The sequence below is a fragment of the Metallosphaera sp. D4-4 genome (assembly GCF_046245145.1).
GTDB classification, from domain to species: Archaea; Thermoproteota; Thermoprotei_A; order Sulfolobales; family Sulfolobaceae; genus Metallosphaera; species Metallosphaera sedula.
This window is the reverse complement of sequence record NZ_CP176412.1, coordinates 372,559-391,869: the sequence shown is the minus strand read 5'-3', so window position 1 is coordinate 391,869 and position 19,311 is coordinate 372,559. Positions and strand designations below refer to the sequence as shown.

Here is a 19,311-nt window from a genome sequence, read left to right as displayed (position 1 = left end):
TAGAATTGAGACCAGACAACTTGAGGCTCCTTTAACCCCAACGTTGTGTGTTTGATATTAGACAGGCCTAGAATACACAAGACGGCTGAAGCCTAAAACCGGCTAAATCAACAACTTCCTTTTAACTCAAAGAGTAACTTAAAACTAACTTTCAATTTTATCGAGAATTATCCCAACGAAACGTCTTATTTCGTTAAGCCCCTCTCCTACCCTCTCAGATAGCAAGGCTATGACGAAGGACAGAATGGACACATAAAGACTTGGGATTAGGAAAACCTCACCTGGATAGAATAACTGGATCACATGTGTACCTGGACTTAGCTCCGTAATAAGACCCTTAAACGGAGAACCGTCAACCTTGTACCCAATCCCCTTTATGGGTATTATAGTCATGTTCAGGGGAAGATGGGAAGAGACGATTAGCTCCTCCCCGCCAATTAATTGCTTTGTCTTCACTTGGTACGTGGTGTTTATGGGAAGGGCCCCAACCACGTAAGTAGCTGACTTATCATGAGTAAAGTAAAGAGCAGTGACATTAACAGGTCCAGGACCCGAGATTAAGGTGATGTTACTCACTTTAGTAAAGGAGGATCCATTCTCTGCGCGAACTCCATTAATCTCTACTGATATTGAACCACTAGACTTATAATAGACTGTGCCGTTGAGCGCGGTACTAGGATAAAAGGTAACTTGGAACTGCTTTGAGGAGTTCCAGTAAATCCAGTTCTGAGTAATGTTGACAGGAACAAAGGATGATACCTGAATCTGGGTCAAATTTAGTTCGTTTTTAAGGGGGAGAATTAAACCCAATGAGTCAATCTCATTCCAGGGCAAGGTAGTGTTGATATCGAGGGGATGAAATCCTCCATCTATCGTCTCACCAGTGAGGAATGTGAAGTTACCCTGTTTCTCTAGGTAGAAGTTCAGGCTGAACTGCCCTGACGTGGGAATTGGATATCCACTCGGTAGCTTATGGACGCCCTTCGAGTATAGCAATACCTGCCCGTTATTAGTCAACCAAAGGGTAAGCGCAGTGAAATTTATGGGGGTTACGGAACTTAGATTCGAGACGTTATAGCCTAGGAATAAGATAGGGTTTCCAAAATACGAGATCCAACTCCCGTTAAGGCTCACCAGTAAACTGGATTCGTTGTTGGGGATCCTCCACGCTATAAACTGTACACCAATTTCGCTTTTGATTAGAACACCCTTTGAAACATTCACGAGAAGTCCATCGGACTTATAGTTCCAGAGGAAATGTGATGAGTTGAGAGTTAGTAATGGATAAACTCCAGGGACCCATGTTCCGTTTGCTCTTGATAAATTATCTGGAAGAATCACCTCAAAGAACGCCGGGAATCCCGCGTAGTTAGGGTTAGGCAATACCTCCCCCTGGCTGTTTACTACGTATTGAACTCCCTGCGTAACTACTGGAGACGTATTGAAGGGAACTGGAGATAGGAGTGGGTAGGAATAGTTCCACCAGACCAAGGTAGCGTTCTCCACCTCCTTGCTGATCTTCTGTATAGTGGGTGGGATAGTCAATGCATGATAACTTCCGACCTGAAACACTGCAGTCACCAGGAGTAGAGCTATCGTGATCCCAGCCAACACCTTCTTCACTCCTTCCCCGCTCACAAGGAGGAGAGAGGACATTATGGCCACGGGGTAGGCCAATTCCGAGTAGGGAAGCCCCGACACTAGATATGCCAGCGAAACAAGCGCAGTTAACACCTTCACCTTATCCTCCAGTTTGGCAGTTACCACAAGCACAGGAAGCAGGAGAGCTAGGGTTAAGGAGGACGAAATCTCGCCGAGACTGGGCCCACCTAGCACCAGGTAGGGTATTATCCAGAACGCATTAGCCCCCACGATTGCAACCCCAATCCAGGGTAACTCCTTCCTTCTAAGGAAGGCTCCCATGACGATCGCGGACACTGGGAAAAGAGGAAAGGACGAACCAACTACGCTGGTCAACATTATTGCAGAGTACTTTACGCTTTTCCTCGCGTTAAGGCTCATGAGGTATACCGTGAACGGAAGTATAGCATATCCCAGAAGAAGGTAAGGATGAGGAAAGGGCGACAGAACCTGATACACAAGGGAAAAGAGAGTCGCTTGCCTAACTCCTAGCTTCTTGAACATCAAGTAACTTCCCACACCTGAGATGTAGGTAAGCAATGCCATGTAGACGTTAACTCCGAGGGGTAAATGCACAAACACGTGGGCCAGGGGCCACGATCCAAGTATTTGGTTCACCTGTGGGAAATAGATGACAGGAACCCAGAGGGAGAGCGGGTTCGCCCTGAACACAAAGGAGCTTTCGCTCCACCAGTAGTACTCGGGAGGGATACCAAGCCCGAGAGTCACAAGCGCGTAGGGAACGAAAAGTAGAGGAATCCTAGGAAATCTCCTAGGCAATCTAGAGTTCTCGATTACTAGACCAAGCATGCCAAAGAAAAGCGAATAATAGGCCCCATCAGACAGAGCGTTTACCGTGGCAGAGTCAATGCCCTGCCTAATGGCGACAACCGAAGCTACCAAGAGTAAAAAGATCCCGTTAGCTACAATTCCCCTAAGATCTACCTTAAGATATGCCAGGACCCCCACAAGGACGATGAACCCCAACACCTGATATCCTGCGTTAAGGTCAAACACTAGAAGCGAGACGCCCAAGGCCAAGAGAAACGCTGTTGCCTTATCCCTCAAATAAAAGGAAAGAGCAACTGAAAGGGAGGAGATAGCAAGGAAGAAGTAAGAGTGGGAGAGAAGGGTAAAGGGCACAAGGGATGCAGGCAATGATACCGATAGGTCAGTTAGAATGAGGGAATAAATCGCAGATCCTAGTAGGATGATGGCCAGGGTATCATATGTCGAGAGCCCCAGGAAAGGCGAAGAACCAACAACAACGTCAATGATAACGGCAACAAGATAGCTGATCGTTCTATCCATGACATTTAAAGGGAGAGTCATACTTTTAAATTCTTTGATATTATAAAGTGGAAAATTATATAGGGAATGGTAAAATATATCTCCTGTCTAAATGCAAGGCCGAGATAAAATGTGAGATTTATTTCATGGGGATATTTTGAAAAATGAGTTAAATTCATTTGCTCCCTCTCTCGTCAACACGTAAGATTGACGATTTTTGTGATAAAGTTCAAATCCCTTCGAGAACACTATAGGAGGCTTTACTAGATTTAGAAACTCTTATAAATATCTTTTCGTATCTTAGTTATGCCCCTTTCCATTGTGATTCCAGCTTATAATGAGGAAAAGAGGATTGAAAGGACTCTCTCCGAGCTTGTTTCCTTGTTTCATGATGACCAGATACTTGTGATATTTGATGGTAACGATAAGACCCCAGACGTGGTTAGAAAGTACCCCGTCGAGCTTGTGGTGAGCACTCGAAGGCTGGGGAAGGGAGGGGCACTAAGGGAAGGGTTACTGAGAAGTAAGGGAGACTACGTGGTTTTCCTGGACGCTGATCTACCAGTGGGAAAGGAGGACCTAATGCGAGTGATCCAAGAGGCAAGGGATCACGACCTAGTGATCACCACTAGAATATTCAGGAATATGCCCACGAATAGGAGCTTTCTCCATAGGGCCTTCGTTTCTGTAGCCAAGGTGTTTTTCCCCTCACTTTCCTTCGTAAGGGACTTCCAGTCAGGACTGAAGGTGGCAAGGAGGGAGAAACTCCTCCAGGTTAAGGACGAGCTAGTGATGAGTGATTGGCTCTTCGACGTCAACCTAATCTACTCCTTTGTGAGGAGGGGCTTTTCAGTCAAGGAGGTTGAGGTTAGGTGGGATCACGAGGATCAGGGAAGTAAGATCTCAAGGAAGGTGATGAAGGTGTCGCTAATGATGTTCCTTTCCCTCGTGAAGTTAAGGACCTTCTATTCCCCCTTCAGGGGGATCCTGCAAACTGGGGCGTACAGGTGGGCCGAGTCCAGGATAGTGGATGCGTTAAGATGAGCGCTACTCGTAGAGTGAGGGGAGATGCAAAAACTTCGCGGAAATTTTGGGTTTAGTTTAGCCCCTAGCTTACTCTCCCTTCCTACTACTCAAGAGTTTTATAACTCGTTAAATCTGGCATAGGGAAAATAGTGGACAAAAAGAGGTGCGGAGGATTAGTCTCAACTAGAATGGGGTTAGTTTATTTTAATTTAAATATAAAACAAAATCCTAGGCTAGAGATCCAGAAGTTATATGGTCATACACGTTACCTTGAAAAATCGTTGTGCCCTTTAGAGGACCCCTAAGCAATAGAAGTCTAGAGTGCATCCAGGTTAAGGCATAACTTTAGTTCTTCTGCGGGAACCTTCTCTGCAACAGAACTCTTGGACTAAACGATCCCTTTACCTACTTTACCTAATTGCTCAACATCTAATATTTCATAGGGTCACTAGCGCCAGTTCAGGGCTGAAACTTGGTCTAATACTTACCAATTAACGGTAACACGTCAATCATCTCTTCATCTTACTGAAGAACAAGTGAATGGACTTAATTCTACAAAGCTACTAAAAGATCTAAAATTCAAATCAGGTACAAACCTGAATTGGCTAGGTCAAAATTTGTGTCACTCTAGTTTCTCCATTAACTCCTTAACTTTCTCGGCATGATTCTTCCAATGAAGAGATTTAGCAATTTCCCAAGAGTTCTTACTGAACTCGCGTCTCAAGTTCTCCGACTCCAGGATTTCATTCACCCTATCAATGGCCTCTTCCCACTCTTTTACCACAAAACCGTTGTCCTTGATCAACTCCCTACTTCCTAGACCATCATTCACGATCACTGGCATACCACTGGCCATGGCCTCTAAAACTCCTAGGCCCGGGCCCTTCTCGTGATATCCAAACCTTATGAAGACCGAAGCCCTATCGTAAAGTCTCTGCAATTCTTGTTCCGGTAGTGGTCCTGTCACGTCTACCTCTGGATACATTCTCTTAAACTCGTTCATATCCTCCTCACTAACCCAAGAACCTGCCAGGACCATTTTGCCCTTGATCCTTTTAGCGATTTCACCGTAGATCTCTGGCTTCCTCCCCTTATCCCAAAGGGAAACCGTTAATACGAGTTTCTCCCTCTCTAGATTGATCTTCTCCTTTGGATAACAACCTGGGTAGACAACCGTGGAGGCGAAACCTTGCTCCTCCATGATCCTCTTGTTCCAGTAACTGTTGGTCATCACGAGCTTGCTGTGTCTCAAGATCCTCTTCTCCAACATTTTAGGGAAGGTCCATTTCACCCCTTCATTGTCCAAAGATGTCTCGTGAATATAGACGGCGTAATCTTCACCGTGATCCCTTTTCCTCAGGTAGCCCGTAAGTCCTGCAAATTGATCGTGAAAGAGGGAAGGTCCCTTAATCAGGTCCTTAGCCTTGATTATTCGATCCAGGTCAACAGTCGCCTCACTACCCCTCTGCTTAGCGTAAATGGAAGTTAGAAAGGTGTAAAATCTTGCAGGCCGTCCCTGAAATAACACCTGAAGATCAACGTTAGATAAATCGTAGTTCGTCTTTTCCCTCCTGTACACGACGAGTCTAGCTGGGATGAGCCTTGCCTCCTCCAAAGCGACCCTTGTGACTCCTCCCTTCCAAAGAATTCTTAGAACTACGTTCACTAGCTGAACTTCTCTTAGAAAATAAATGCTTTCTTGATCTCGTTGGGTGGGGAGTTTCAACGCTTACGAGACAAGTAGATCGTGTCCCGCTTGTGCCTCTCAATGTTTTTCACCTTCAAGTTGAAGGTCAAGCCTCGTTAGTCGACAATTCTTTTAACCCTCGATCAAATTCCCTTGAATGCGATGGGACGTAGTTCTTGGGCCCCTCCTGTTCCTTTCCTCCTTCTACCCGCATTTTACCCTGTCTGTCCTTGTGGTGTATGCCCTAGCATATTACCTTGGGGCCAAGGACTTCCCTCCCCTAGTTTCGGCGTTCCTGATCCCGTTCTCCCCAGTTCACGCCCTGCTAACTCTTCTCCCCTATCCTCTTCTCTTCGTGGAGGACAGGCCCTTTACCCTCACCCTTCTCCTATCAACTTTCTTTGCCCTCGTGACGGGGAATTACCTGATTCTGACGCTTTCCGTGCTGGAGAGGAAGGGTCTAATCACCTCAGCCATCCTCTTCCTGATAAGTTCCGCAGTCTTCCTTGATCAGGCCGTCTCCCTTGGCAACATCGCCTTCTTCCTGCTTGTCGCGGGCGTGATTTCATCGATCCTAGAGAGTAAGTTCCACTTCTCGCTGAGGACCAGGGGAGCCATCTTCCTCTCTTCATTAGCAGTGTATTTCCATCAACCTTGGCTGGTTCCCCTGTTGAGTAGTGTATCCCCACTCACGGCGTTGGTATATTCCCCCTTCAATCCCTGGCTCGTGTCAGTGGCCCCTCTCTACCTAGAGAAGAGATGGAAATGGTCGTGGGTTGTCCCAGTGATAGCAAGTTTCTTCAGCCCCGTGATTTCCCTGTCCCTCGTGACGAAGAAGATGGTGTACGGACTCATCGGGCTCTTCGCGGTGTCCCTGGTTCTATTTGCCCTTGGACGGTACACGGGAGTAGAGATCGTTTCCCTTGCCTTGATCGGATCGGTGGCGTGGCCCTACGTGAAGAGGGTTGTGGGTAAGATGAGGGTAATCCCCATTAGGATCGTGTTGGCGATTACGTTTCAGGGGCTCGCCCTCCTATATTACAGTGACCTCCTTAGGTTTGTCCTCCTATCCTTGGTCGCCATCTCCTTCGTAGCCCCTAGGGTGAACGTGAGGGCCTTAAGCTTCTCGGTCCTATCTCTCCTTAATCCCTTCGCTGGGTTAGGCGAGGCCGTCCCGTATTTCCTCGTGGTTCCCCTAGTGGGGGTCATCTATTTCCATTTCCCTGTCATTTCCTGGGCTGTCTACGCTGTGGGAAGTATGTTGGGTTGGCTCCCCGACAGGAAGATCAAGGCTAAATTCGCGTTCCTTGCAGTCGCGTGCATCTACTTGGGTTATTCGTTATACCTGTTTGGTGATGGGAATGTGGTGATGTCCACCTACTTTTCTGTTCTTGGTGCAGGCTCGGCAATCCTAAGCATGAGGGAGTGGGGAGATTCCTCGTTGAGGAGTGCAATGAGGTATATAGGGGTCTCCCTTCCTTTCCCTGTGCTGGCGCTACCTTTCTTCGCGATGAGGAAATACGACCTTCTCGTCATCGAGGCTGTAGTAGTCATCCTCGTGATCAAGTACCTGAGTGTGGCCAGTTTCCTTTTCATCGCATAGGGCGTGATGTGTGATGATTTTGGGGGCCTGAGACGGTACTGCACTTGACATTAAGTGTTTCAAGAACTAGATGTCACGTAAGTGAAACCGAGACAAGTTGCGATGTTCGAAATGCCTAGGATGCACAAAAATTGATCGGAATCTTAGAACCGTCCTCATCGCGAAATACTGAGTTAGTTAGATGATGTTGATATATAACTGTTGATATATAGCTAGGCATGTTGAGTCAGCCGAACTTATTTAGGTAATATAGTATTACCTTTAAAATAGAAATGTTGAACGAGATACAATGGCCATCTTCACGGGAAAAGAAATATATGTTGCAGATCTAGTAGTCTTTCAATGTCGTTGTCAAGGGCAATCCTGTTATCTCTCATATTTGCGTTTCTGACTTCCCTTACAGTGTCGAGTTACACTGTGCAGGTTAGCTATCCCAGTAACGTACTCTTGGGCCAGAATTTCAACATCTCGTTCTCCCTTGTTTCTAACCTTATTAATTCAACTAGCTTCCAGTACATGACACCTGGAACTAAGCTTGTCAATGTTTCAGGAAAGACAGCCTATGAAGGATTCGGTGGTTACTGGTTAATCGATAGGATAAACGTTACAGACTCGAGCCAAATAACGATTACCTTTGATGGAAACGTGGTAGGCGGCTTTAGTAACGTCCCCGGCATAGTACTCTATGGTAGTAACTTCACATTATCCAATAGGGATGGTCAGATAGGCAACTATGAAATTCTTGTAGGGTGGAATGGAGGTTTGTATCTAGATAAATTGACAGGTTATAATGAGTTATTATACACACTACCTTCTTTCTCCTCCGGGAACTACACCATGATTTTTAAGGACGTAAATTCTTCAGTTTGTCTTTACTCAATTGCTATTAATTCATCAATTTACATGATAAAATATAATACTGGAATTCCTTGGAGGAGCGTGGGATATGCTGGTATTCGGACAGACACCGACACTATATTACCACTTTCCTTTCATGTCCTCTCCTTTATTCCGTCAAACTACACGGTGTTTGTGAACGGAAAAGAGTTTAGGTCCGGATTTAACAATGGAACTACATCATTAACCTTGAGGCTCTTCTCACCTACTACGTTAAACATTTCCTTTCCCCACTACCATGTGTATAGGGTAATTGTGATCTCAACAGGCGATAACGCTAACATCCGTGAAGAGTTTCCATTTATTCAAATTATATTAATTGCCATTACTGGAATACTTATTGCACTGTCAATTAGAAAGGATTATAAGAGACAAGATAGAGCCTAATTGGATGCGCATTTTAATCTAAATTCTCCTACAATTAGGGGTTCGCTCATAATTCTTCACTGCTTTAGTTCATGAAGTCTCTCTAGGTTAACCTTAAAATCGCGTAATAATCATAAATATCTACAAGAAAAGGAGATACACCAGGGATAATGCGATCTATTCCTAGAGGGAGTGATCCCGCCGATGGTCAACATTGATAGGGCGAGGAGGAGTTAACTCTCTCAAGTATGGGGTGTCGGGCCACTGATGTGGGAGTCCATAGGAAGGGGAGGGTCCATATAGTATTCATTAAGAAGATGTTCAGACGGGATGAGGCGAGAAGGATCTTCTAAGGCTTGTACTCCAGAAGTTCTGGCTCTACTATAATGCGGCTGGCTTATCTTAGGTTCACGCGATTCGTATGACGTGACCAAATTTTTCCGAATAGGATCATATAGACAAAATTTTATGAATAAGATATATAATCTATTAAGAGTAAATTTGGATGATATGCATTCTAACTCCGAACACTCCCCTAAGAAGACTTTATCTGACTCTTCTTTAAATAAAGAGACTAAGTATTCTCGTAAAGAATCTGAGCTGAGGCGGAATGAATTTTTGTATCAAGGCTATCTCCTTATTAGTTACGATTCCGAGAAACTTCAATCCTAGAATAATTACAAGTGCCCCAATCGCCCAGGAGAAGAGGGAGACCAAGGAAAGTGATATCAACAACATAGAATATATAATCTTTCTATTAGGTGTTATTATTCCCTGTTGTAGTGAGAAAATTACATAAAGAACACTGGTTATTATGGCATTCCCTGCCTGGGCTATCCCCGCACCTAAAATTCCCATTCGCGGGATCAGGAGGAAGGAGACTAGAACCACTTCAATGGCACTAACGCTCCCAATTACCAGGAAGGGTCTGTAATTCTTATTAAGTGCAATCAAGAACGTGGAGAGAACTTGAAAGGGCATTGTAACTGTAATGAATAGAATTAGGATCCGCAACACCTCAACTCCAGGTGAATAGTCAGGGAAAAGCTTGAGAACTAGATATGGGGAGATTGCATAGCTAGATACTCCTAGAAGAAGGGAGAGGAAGGTCAAGAGTCTAAAGGCACTGGAGGCCATCTCCCTCATCTCGATGCCCTTAGTGTAATAGTAGGTCGAGGAAGGTAGTAGGGCAGAGGTCATGGACCAAATCAGCGTATTTGGTACAACTGAAATCAATGCTACCAATTGATAAATACCTAAACTATACGATCCCAGTAAAAAGGCCGTAACAACTCTATCTCCTTGTCCGGAAATGAAAGATACTATTCCTGACAAATAAATTGGAAACCCTATCTTGACTATCTCCTTTGCAATCTGAAAATCGAAGTGAAATCTAAATGGAAGATTATGGTTATAATAGATAACCTTGACCAGGGCACCTAAAGTCCAAATCAGGATCAAGAGTGATATGCTGTGATAAAACACTGCAACTGAGGATATTCCCCATCTCGTTACGGTAAAGATAACGTTGCCTAAATTCGTTTCAGAGAACTTCCCCAATCCTGATAAAATCTGAGATTGATAAGTGGAAAATAGATATAAAACAAAGTACGGTATCGATAACCATACGTAGGAGGGAAATAGAAACAGAAAAAGGAGAAAAGGTGAGACCAAAAGGGAGTATGAGAGTGAAGTAGAAACTACCTTCTCATAGTCCTGAGAGGAGGCATATTTATGTGAGACATCTCTCGTGACAAGATTTAACGGCAGTAAAGCAAAGAACGATCCTGTAATAGTCTCTATAAGCTGTATTATCGCGACCTTTCCAACAAATGACGGACTAGAAAAATGAGCGACAATAAGAAAGAACAGTAGAGCGGTGATTGAGTTTAGAAGTGTAGTCGCTAGGAACTTCAATGAACCAGTTAATGGATTCATGATCTTGACTCAACATATAACAGGGATTCAAAAGATTTTTCTCTCCTGAGTTGGTGTGTCCAACAACATCGCTAAATTAGACAAAATAATATTTAAGGGTCAGGACGAGTCTATCACGTGAGCAACCGTGAAGAGGATCCGTACCTTTCCTGTCCTGACCTAAGTAATGATTCACCTTCTCCAACTTAATAACCTTAAGCCCCGACTCTGGCCCCTTCAGGAGTTTGGGGGAAGCGTTGCAGGTTATTTTCTCGGGCTCTTGCTCAGGAGGTTAGGGGTCCCTAGGAATACTGTTCACTATTACTGGAGGAGAGTCACGATGACAACGCTCGACCTTCCCTTGACTGGAGAGTACGCTGTTGACGAGACTAAGGTCCTCATGGTGAAGGGAGTGATGTACTACCTGTGGGTCGTGAGGGACGTTCACACGGGAGTTATCCCGTTCTTCATGGTCACCGAGGCCAGGTCGGGCCTAGACGTGATAATCCTCGTGAATAAAGTGAGGCAGGTGGAGTTGAGGGTCAGAGGAGAGTTCCTGAGGGCCAAGTAAATACACGACGGCCTCCCCGCGTACAACTTCCTCTCCATTGCGGGGGTCGACCACGAGCACGTCACCTTCGAGATTAGGAACATGGTTGAGCAGGTGTTTAGGACCGCTAAGCACAGGCTCTCTGGGATGGACTTCCACTTCCCGTGGAACGCGAGCAAGAGGAGTCTGGAGTCCTGGTTCTCGGCCTTCTTCACAGTCTATAATCTATTAGAAATTTGGAGGGAGAATAAATTGTTGGACACACATCCTGAGTTGCACGTTCAATAATTCCGCAAAATTATACAAATGATATATGAAAGGTTTGATAAATTTTTAGGGGTATATTAGCTTTCACTTAACGTTGATGAGGGCGTGGATTTAATCATTTTAATTTGTTAACTCAAAATATTCATTGTTCGTCTAGCGTAGACTACTTTTATTTGATTGTTACTTAATGCTGGTACATTATATTTTCTTGAGAAAATTGTTGAGGCGAAAACTTTAGTTTTTGTTTCAGCCTTTATAAACGATGGAAAATGTGTAATTATGTTTTTAACTGTATTAAACAAAACATGTCTGTAACTCATCTCTATCAACTTATAACTGTTTTGTTTCAAATATTGACTCACGGCCTTTATGTTATCCTCGCCATGAAGTTCAATTCCTATTTCTCTAACGCTCTTGATGTAATCCCCATAAATTGCCTTTCCTTCGGCCCCTTCAATATCCATTTTCATTACAGTGATTTTTCCCCCTACTTCGTTTACTAGCTCATCTATGCTGACTGTTTCAACTTTAATTTCACCTTCGCCAACACTGCTTCCGACACCCTCGTTTTTCATAGTTACAACTGCCTTGGAGTCGTATAATGCTTTATTAACTAGCATGATATTTTTTAAATTATTTCTTTCTATATTACTTTTTAATATTTCAAATGCAGATGGTATTGGTTCTACTGCAATAACTTCTTTAACGTGCTTGGCTATTTTTAAAGTGTAGTCACCAACGAAGGCTCCAGCATCTAAAACAACATCATCTTTTCTTACATGAAGGAAGTCATACTCTCCTAGAATAAATGTAGCATAATAAACGTATTCATAACCTTGAGGAATTTCAATCTCGAGATTTCCATATTTAAATATCATGCTGGTTATATCTTGGTTAAGACATATAAAATTTAGACATTCGTGCTTATCGAGTTATTCTCTTGACGATAATTTAGTTACTATCGTCAGAATTTACTACTGATAGGTCATGTAATATAATTAGTTTACAAAATTTGCCTAGACGATCTGGTTCATAAAATCACTTCAAGTCACGCGAATCATGCGGACCTTGGGGGCCTTTCTTCCATGTCGCGGTAGAGCCAGAACCTCTGCCAAGAAGGCAAGGAGGACGCACTTGAGTACGAGGATCTACGCGATTGAAGTAGGAAAAGGGGTTACAGCAAGAGAGGGAGGGTAGAAATCGTATCCGTTAACAGGATATTCAGACGAGACAAGGGTGAGTGGTGTCCTAGAGGGTAGGTTTGTATCCGTTAGCCTTCGGCGAGATCATGACCTCAGGATCTAGAACACGTTTAAGTCTAGATGTCGTAGAACTTCGAGAGTGCCTACCTTCCTCGCGTCTTTAACAGCATTGTCATGGAATCAGGTCAAAATTCTCGACCTCAGTCTTCACGAAAGGACTTAACGTCAACGCGACGACCTGCAGGAACTTCTCCCCACGTTTGCCCTCATGTACTTCCCTGCTCAGCTTATTATCGTAGCTCGAGAACTCAATATCTTCCTCATCTCGAAATTCAGTGATTTCCTCGACTTAGGTCTGTGACCTAGGTGGGCCATTATCTACATCCTTGAAGCGCCCTATATCCTCTTCCCTATACGTGAACGCGTAAAGGAAAGCGAGGAACCCGTTGAACATGAACGGCGCCCTATACGGCCTCGTCCTTTCCCTTGTGTGATCCTCAGGAAGCTCGTACCAACGCTCAAACACGTGAAGGGGATAGTCCGTTACTGTTACGAAGTTTCGTACTTAGTCTAATCCTTGGTGTTTTTTATTAAAAATACCTTGTAAAATAGAATCTTTAATAAGTTGTAGTAAGGACACAATTACACGGAATTATTTTCAATTATATGTAATAAAATATTTGTAAAATTATTTAAAACTTTATTCTTATCAAATTCTTTCGCTCTTCTTATTGACTCTTCAGAATACATTTCAAATGAACCAAGCATAGATTTTATCATCTTAAATTTTTGTATAAAATCATCATTATTTGAGAAAAATACAACACTATTTATTGCTCCAGAGACTTCTCTCAATACAGGTAGATTTCTGGCCAATATTAAGTTACCTGAAGCTAGACACTCAAGAAAAGTTATTGGGAACTGTTCTTTCCTCGTAGGCATTAAGCAGATCTTTGACCTAGATATCAATTCTATGTAATTCTCCCTGTCCAAATATCCAGTAAATTTCAAATTAGGAGGATAATCCTTTATATTAGGTTTTCTCCCTGTGACTATAATATCTTCATTAGTCTGTTTTGCTAACTCTAGAATTAAATCTAGTCCTTTTTCCTTAATTACTGCACCTGGTGCTATAAAATATATATCTTTGTCTTTAGATCTCTTAAACTTTTCAGTATCTACAAAATTAGGCACTATAAAAATTCTTTTGAGTCCCTTTCTTTTCAAAATCTCGTAATAGTAATGTGTTAAAACATGATGATAACCTATATTTTTTATTCTTGTGTATATAAAGGAGTAAAATAATTTTTGTATAAATGTATCGATATACGCATGATATCCAAATATCAATTTATTATGAAGGTTTTTATCTTTAATTAAGGGAAATTGAGAACCTAAAAAAGCATTGAAATTGTATACAAGGTCAGACTCCTCTAGATATGGCAAAAGTTGAGATTCTGCATAAAGGCTTAATCCTAAAAATTTTTTATATTTGATTATTTTATATTCAAAATCTGTTTTAATAGGATTTTGAAAACAACAATCTGTTGTAATAAGACGAGCTTTAAACTTAGCAGTAGAGTTTAAATAAGAGATTACTTCTCTCGTCCATACTTCTCCTCCTCTACCCTCACTTAAATGAACTACGTTAAAGAAGGTTACAGTATACATATTCATTTAACATATTGTATATAGGCTTTTTAAAACCAACTAAAAGATAATGAATATTAATGTTAAGCGCCTAATTTCTTTTTATCCAGAGTATAGTAACATACACATAAACATAAAACAAAATTTTAGTTGCAGTAGTGCATTTCAAAGATTAGAGATAACTTGTTTTAAAATACTGCACATTGTTTCGAAGGAAAAATTCTCTTTAAGATATTTTCTTAAACATTCTGAATCAACTTTTATACTTTTAAAATCTATTAGTGAATTAATTAACTCATCTAATTTATTTAACACAATAACTCCACAATCTTTAATTTTATCAATGTTATCTAGTCCTTGTACGCCAACGGGTGTAGTTATGATACCTCTTCCGAACTTCAAACATTCTAAAACTTTCGTTTTGATACCTGTACCAGTAAACATAGGTATCAAACATCCCTTCGCTTTTTCGTAATACTCTTCTATATCCTTTACAAACCCTGTGAAAACGATGTTCGGAGGGTAGTCTCTAAATTTTTCACTGCCACGACCAACAATAACAAATTTTTCCTGAGGCATTTTCTTTGCAATATTAATAATATTGAGTACACTGTCATAGTTTTGAATAGAGTACAAATCTCCTACAAATATCCAATATTCACCTTTACCTCTAGTAGAGTATTCATATTTTGAGTCTTCTAGAGGTATTACATGAGGTAAAATTAATATTTTATCCTCATCTATATGGTATTTTTTTGCAGCGAATTCCTTATCAGTGCTAGATATAGCTATTGAGTAATCACTTATCTTAAGGGATAAGTAATCTAAGGTTTGACCGATTATTTTTCTAAGAATGAAACTCTTAATACTTTTTAATTTTTTTATCCCTTTATACTTTATGTCTATCATACCTATAAAGCCATGAGAATCGTATAAGATTTTTTTATTAAGTAACTTCCCAACTATAGCGAAAGGTAAAAATAATGAACCTTCTATAATTAATATGTCGTTTTCTTTTATGGTCTTTATAAGGCGAAAAGAATCAATAATAATTTTTAATCCTAAAAATATGTAATTTTTTGAAGCTCTCAATACGATTATATTTTTATAACCTTTATCTATGGGATCTGAAAATATTGGGTACTGAAGAAGAACCACATTATTAGTAATTAACTTCATACATTTATAAATATTGGATACTCTAACTAGATATCCACCCGTAATGTTATTTATATCACCTCCAGATATCATTAGAATCTTGATACTTTTCATTCTACCACTGATACATAAGTGTCATGTACACCAACTAAAAAAGGTATTTTTCCGTTGACGAAACAATACAGATCGTTTATTGTATTTTACTTTCTATATTAGCGTTATTTGTCGCGGAATCTACAGCTATAGGACAAATTTATAACGCGACTTCATACTCAAATAATGTATATGGAAAGTCTGAGATCAAGATTTCCCAAGATTTTCCCTTATGCTGTTGCATTTATAGTAAGCATTATTTACTTCTTTATTCTATATGGGAAAGATTTACCGCCAGGCTTTGGGTACTTACCATTACCGAAAAGCGATGAAATCCAATTCATGTTTAGTCCCTTGAATTTAGTTTATGTAGGATTGGAGGGTATTATGATTTACTATCCTTTAAGATTAATTTATGCTTTTACAAATTTTCTGTCTTATTCTACTTTATCTTCGCTTAATTTCGCCTTAAACTTTATTCTAGCCTTTATGTTAGTATTTGTTTCTATAAGATATTTTCTTATAAAATATTTTAATGCATCTAATTTTAGTGCTACTCTTATTCCAATTTCTATTGATATTCCATTTCAAATAACTTATATCAATTATTCGTTTTTTCCAGCATTTTACTTAATGACACTAACACTTTACGACTATGGCCTAGATTTCGAGTCTTTAACTTTTAAACAAGCATTATATAGAGGACTTCTTTTAGCATTCGCAACGACATTATCATTTGATGATCCAAGAAGCATTTTTTACGTATCTTTAACTTTTATAATATTCTCATTTTATTTTATTATTATTAAGAAAAATAGAATAAAATATATAAAAAGTTTTGGAAAAATGATAATTTTTGGTGTTGGCTTTCTCATTTTATTAAATATAAATACATTAATAATAACTAAATTTACTTCCTCCTATATTTCAATAGTTGGTGATAGTACTGTATTAAATCAATTAGCTATGCCATTAACCTGGTATTATCCAATATATACGCTAATAATGACAATTAACTGGTTCGGTCCTTTAGCGTATAAAGCTAATTATATCTTTGGTATACTATCAGCCTCTATAGCTTTTATAGGAATAATTTCCAAAAAGAAAATTAGTCTTCTTTTTGGCATTTTACTATTAGGTATAATAACTTTTGACTTTATTGGTACAAGGACAATTAATTATTGGTTGGCTCAAACTCCATACTTTGGATTATTGGTCTATTTTTACGTACAGTACATTCCAGGTTACCTTTACTCCGCCTACTTTTATTCATTATTTTCATTTGTATTAATTTCAATATATAACTTTTTTAAAAATTATAAGAAACCTATTAGAAGATCCCTTTTAACTCTAGGTTTGATCTTTGTCGTCTTGTTATCAATAATACCTATAGCTTACTATGAGCCTAATGCAGCTGAATTAAGTAAAGCTTATGCTACAGTTCCCCTATCTCAGGAGACTAAGGATGTAATCCGCACAGTATCTAACTCTACCGGAATTACACTTGTTTTAAGTGGAGGTGAGGATTATTGTTATTATCAGCTTTATTTACCGTTTATGACTTCCCCATCTGGTTATGGGTATATGAGCTTTATTTGGTATAGCATTTTAAATTCTAAAAATCCGGCTAAGGCTTTATCCCATTTAGGCGTAGAATACATTGTTGTCAACAGTACTGGTTATTCTGAATATCTTAAAGTTTTAAATAATTCCCAAGGATTTGATCAGATATTACATGAGGGACCTATGTACGTATTTAAAAACTTATACTACAAGCCGTATATCGTAAATAAGGGAATTTGGGTAGCTTTCAACTTTCCTTACGTTATTCTTAATCTAAGTACGCTGAGTGAGAACTTTTCAATAGTTCCTTTTTATTATGTGAATAATTTGCAAGATATTTTACCCTATGTTGAAGGTTTCATAGGACTTAATGTTACTCCTAATGACCTTATACCAATGTTAGTTAATTCCACCTACGTTATCTCAGCTTCTAATATTTACATTAATCAGATACAAGATACAAATGGATATAATAATTATGAAGTAGGTTGGACACGTGGTGACCCTTTCTGGACTCCTGATGTCTTAAACTCTATTGTGTTTGGTGGCAGTGGAAATCCACTAACATTAAACGTAAATCTTCCTAATGGATATTATTATGTTTATATTCTTCAAACATTTTATACATATAGCTCTGCTATAATTCAAAGTGGTGGTTTTACTATTTCGTCTTATAATTCCACAAGTACTTTTGTAAGCAATTATAATGTATATAATCTTAGCTGGCATTTTGCGGGTTTACTTCAGATAAAAGATCATAAGATAACAATTAAGTCTAATGGGGGAACAGGATTCGTAAAAATTGTCTTTGTTCCCAAAGATTTATATCCAAGACTTTATAACGAAGCAGAGTCCATTCTAAATCATAAATCTTTAATAAATTTTGATAGCGATATATACACTGTTAATAATTATAGTTCAAAGGATTATGGTGTAACAGTTTTTGCTAATCCATGGATATTATTTATTAGTTTCACTCATTTAGTCACCATAAAAGACAAGATTACATCGTATTACACCTATTATTTTGGGGTTGGAGAAACCTTTGTTGTCAACAGTAATCCAAATATTATCTTAAGTTATCCGATAGATTGGTATTTACCCTTGATTTCATTCTTTACGGATATACTATTGTTAATAGTCTTACTAAAAAATAGAAGATTTTTATATATATAAAAATATACTACTTATCTTATTAATTTTTATTATAAATAATATATTATTAAAAGATTATATTATAGGTTTTTAGATATAAGCTCATGATATTAAGAGTAGATTAAGGCTCTAGAAATGCATGAAAATGGGTATGATAAGAAAAAAGCGATAGAGAAGAACTTCTCTCACATAAATTCTACTGAAAAACTGCTTTAATTATATTAAGAACTATAACATCTAGAATCTTAATTCGAGGGATACTGTATATGACTGATCACCTAGTGAAACTGTACATGATCCAGTATGTTTTCACGATCACGCTAGAACATATTCACGTTAACAGAAAACCCTTTTTATGCCAGTCTGCATGAATTTTTGTGATTTCGATAGAGATTCCTGTTGTTCATGGTAAATACCTATACGAGGTTCTAGAGTCTATTCGTTCCCAATCCTACCAGGACTATGAGGTTATAATTGTGAACTCAGGATCAGATCAGATATCCGATTTAATAAGGCAATACGGATTTAAAGAAATCAGGAAGAGCACGAAACTCCTGTATGCGAGATACCTAGCTCACCTGAACTCCAAAGGAGACTTCTCCCTTCTCCTGGACGAGACTAGGTACCTGGGAAAAGACGCCTTGTTGACGTTATCTTCCCTTAAACGAGACATGATAATTATTCATGAAAGGGAGGTGGGTAACTCAATTTGGATTAAACATGCTCAGTTAGATAAGGATAACATCATCTACTGTAATTCCGCTGACGCAATCAAAGGATTTGCCTTGCCAAGATATTTCAGGTCCGAAATACTCTCGAGGGCCTTCGAAGCTCTTGAAAGCAACCTGAAGGACAAATTTTATGATGTGATATTCCCTGATCATGAACTAATATACTATGAAGCCTCTAAGATCTCGACCGACATACATGTCGTTAAGGAACCTTTCATCTACCATAACGGAGACTCTTCTGTTCTGGACATTGCTAGAAAATATTATAGATATGGTAGGAGCATTAAAGTATTAAAAGGAACACTGTATGAGAATTTTCTTTCCACTAGGAGAAAGGTTAGGAAGATTTGTCGGGGATCGCTTCTTGATAGAATTGGGGTCTATGGACTGTATTTAGTAAGAGGTATCCCATTCATTTTGGGAAAGTATCTTTAAGGACGGACCTAGAGGAACTTCAATAGAACAATTCATCGAGCTTTCTCTTGCCCACTTCATCTTTTTACCTTCTACGTTCA

12 protein-coding genes and 1 pseudogene are annotated in these 19,311 nt (G+C 39.7%); 6 read left to right on the top strand and 7 right to left on the bottom strand.

Translation table 11 applies throughout. The annotated features are described in order from the left end of the window. Positions 1-144: 144 nt before the first annotated feature. On the bottom strand, positions 145-2,952 hold the full coding sequence (locus tag ACI49J_RS02265; protein WP_409366448.1) for a hypothetical protein: 2,808 nt from the start codon (positions 2,950-2,952) through the stop codon (positions 145-147). Between the two features lie 285 nt (positions 2,953-3,237). Between ACI49J_RS02265 and ACI49J_RS02260 the strand changes: the two genes are divergently transcribed. Further along, positions 3,238-3,975, top strand: a complete 738-nt coding sequence (locus ACI49J_RS02260; RefSeq protein ID WP_409366447.1) for a glycosyltransferase — start codon at positions 3,238-3,240, stop codon at positions 3,973-3,975. A gap of 604 nt (positions 3,976-4,579) precedes the next feature. Here the strand turns inward: ACI49J_RS02260 and ACI49J_RS02255 are convergent. Beyond that, on the bottom strand, positions 4,580-5,623 hold the full coding sequence (locus tag ACI49J_RS02255) for a glycosyltransferase family 4 protein (RefSeq protein ID WP_409366446.1): 1,044 nt from the start codon (positions 5,621-5,623) through the stop codon (positions 4,580-4,582). Between the two features lie 178 nt (positions 5,624-5,801). Between ACI49J_RS02255 and ACI49J_RS02250 the strand changes: the two genes are divergently transcribed. Together ACI49J_RS02250 and ACI49J_RS02245 are read left to right on the top strand one after the other, a co-directional pair. Beyond that, positions 5,802-7,247, top strand: coding sequence for a hypothetical protein (locus tag ACI49J_RS02250; protein ID WP_409366445.1), 1,446 nt, complete (start codon positions 5,802-5,804; stop codon positions 7,245-7,247). A gap of 516 nt (positions 7,248-7,763) precedes the next feature. After that, positions 7,764-8,531 carry a hypothetical protein gene (locus ACI49J_RS02245; protein ID WP_409366444.1) on the top strand — a complete coding sequence of 256 codons (768 nt, stop codon included), beginning with the start codon at positions 7,764-7,766 and terminating at the stop codon, positions 8,529-8,531. Positions 8,532-9,071: 540 nt separating this feature from the next. On the opposite strand, the gene ACI49J_RS02240 is transcribed toward ACI49J_RS02245, so the two are convergent. Beyond that, positions 9,072-10,448 carry an oligosaccharide flippase family protein gene (locus ACI49J_RS02240; protein WP_409366443.1) on the bottom strand — a complete coding sequence of 459 codons (1,377 nt, stop codon included), beginning with the start codon at positions 10,446-10,448 and terminating at the stop codon, positions 9,072-9,074. Positions 10,449-10,614: 166 nt separating this feature from the next. On the opposite strand from ACI49J_RS02240, the pseudogene ACI49J_RS02235 reads away from it, so the two are divergent. After that, positions 10,615-11,265, top strand: a pseudogene (locus ACI49J_RS02235) (IS6 family transposase). A 107-nt stretch (positions 11,266-11,372) separates the two neighbouring features. Here ACI49J_RS02235 and ACI49J_RS02230 read toward each other — a convergent pair. The 4 genes from ACI49J_RS02230 to ACI49J_RS02215 form a co-directional block, all read right to left on the bottom strand. Further along, positions 11,373-12,122: an FkbM family methyltransferase gene (locus ACI49J_RS02230; RefSeq protein WP_409366442.1), complete on the bottom strand. Its 750-nt coding sequence runs from the start codon at positions 12,120-12,122 to the stop codon at positions 11,373-11,375. 673 nt (positions 12,123-12,795) lie between these two features. Then, entirely contained in the window at positions 12,796-12,972 is a 177-nt protein-coding gene (locus ACI49J_RS02225) for a hypothetical protein (RefSeq protein WP_409366441.1), read from the bottom strand. Between the two features lie 116 nt (positions 12,973-13,088). Next, complete coding sequence (locus tag ACI49J_RS02220) at positions 13,089-14,123, bottom strand: glycosyltransferase family 4 protein (protein WP_409366440.1); 1,035 nt, start codon at positions 14,121-14,123, stop codon at positions 13,089-13,091. Between the two features lie 138 nt (positions 14,124-14,261). Further along, a complete protein-coding gene (locus ACI49J_RS02215; protein WP_409366439.1) occupies positions 14,262-15,368 on the bottom strand; it encodes a glycosyltransferase in 1,107 nt (368 codons plus the stop codon). A gap of 171 nt (positions 15,369-15,539) precedes the next feature. On the opposite strand from ACI49J_RS02215, the gene ACI49J_RS02210 reads away from it, so the two are divergent. Further along, positions 15,540-18,086: a hypothetical protein gene (locus tag ACI49J_RS02210; protein ID WP_409366438.1), complete on the top strand. Its 2,547-nt coding sequence runs from the start codon at positions 15,540-15,542 to the stop codon at positions 18,084-18,086. Positions 18,087-18,442: 356 nt separating this feature from the next. Further along, entirely contained in the window at positions 18,443-19,231 is a 789-nt protein-coding gene (locus ACI49J_RS02205) for a glycosyltransferase family A protein (protein WP_409366437.1), read from the top strand. The last annotated feature ends 80 nt before the right edge of the window (positions 19,232-19,311 follow it).